This window comes from Oerskovia sp. NPDC056781, assembly GCF_042789955.1.
In the GTDB taxonomy this organism is placed as follows: Bacteria; Actinomycetota; Actinomycetes; order Actinomycetales; family Cellulomonadaceae; genus Oerskovia; species Oerskovia rustica.
Window position 1 is genome coordinate 1 of sequence record NZ_JBHUAD010000408.1, and the last position, 1,177, is coordinate 1,177.

1 protein-coding gene and 1 pseudogene are annotated in these 1,177 nt (G+C 65.8%); both read left to right on the plus strand.

The genetic code is table 11. The features are described from left to right. On the plus strand, positions 1–412 hold a 412-nt coding region (locus tag ACFRCR_RS18795; RefSeq protein ID WP_377679711.1), incomplete at its 5' end, for a F0F1 ATP synthase subunit gamma. Between the two features lie 3 nt (positions 413–415). Beyond that, positions 416–1,177: pseudogene (locus tag ACFRCR_RS18800) on the plus strand (F0F1 ATP synthase subunit beta); the annotation flags it as partial.

Here is a 1,177-nt window from a genome sequence, read left to right on the forward strand (position 1 = left end):
CTTCGTGTCGATGCTCACCCAGAAGCCGGAAGTCCGGCGGATGGCTCCGCTCGAGGTCGACTACACCGACGATCACATCGAGCTGGGCGAGGACATGCTGTCCAACGGCCAGCACGACGGCAAGTCGGGTCCGACCGCGGTCTACAACTTCGAGCCGGAGGCCGGCACGCTGTTGTCGGCCCTGCTGCCGAAGTACGTGAGCACGCGTATCTACTCGGCTCTGCTGGACTCCGCCGCCTCGGAGTCTGCCGCCCGTCGTACCGCCATGAAGGCCGCGACGGATAATGCGAACGAACTGGTGAACACCCTGAGCCGTCAGGCAAACCAGGCTCGCCAGGCCCAGATCACCCAGGAAATCAGCGAGATCGTCGGTGGCGCGAATGCGCTGGCCTCGAGCGCAGGAAGTGACTAGCACATGACCGCAGCAGTAACCCAAACCAACGCGAACGGCGCGGACACCACGTCCGGCCGGGTCGTGCGGGTCATCGGTCCCGTTGTGGACGTTGAGTTCCCGCGCGGCCATGTTCCCGACCTGTTCAACGCCCTGCACTCGGAGGTCACCCTCCCGTCCGTGGCGAAGACGCTGACCCTCGAGGTTGCGCAGCATCTGGGTGACAACCTGGTGCGCACCATCTCGATGCAGCCCACCGACGGCCTGGTCCGCGGCGCTGCTGTCGTCGACTCCGGCAAGCCGATCTCGGTTCCCGTCGGTGACGTCGTCAAGGGCCACGTGTTCAACGCCCTCGGTGACTGCCTCGACGCTCCGGGCACCGGTCGCGACGGCGAGCAGTGGGGCATCCACCGCAAGCCCCCGGCCTTCGATCAGCTCGAGGGCAAGACCGAGATCCTCGAGACCGGCATCAAGGTCATCGACCTGCTGACCCCCTACGTCAAGGGCGGCAAGATCGGTCTGTTCGGTGGCGCCGGTGTCGGCAAGACCGTTCTGATCCAGGAGATGATCACCCGTATCGCCCGCGAGTTCTCCGGAACCTCGGTGTTCGCAGGCGTCGGTGAGCGGACCCGTGAGGGCACCGACCTCCACCTCGAGATGGAAGAGATGGGCGTCCTTCAGGACACCGCCCTTGTCTTCGGCCAGATGGACGAGCCGCCGGGAACGCGTATGCGCGTCGCCCTGTCCGCGCTGACCATGGCGGAGTACTTCCGCGATGTCCAGGGC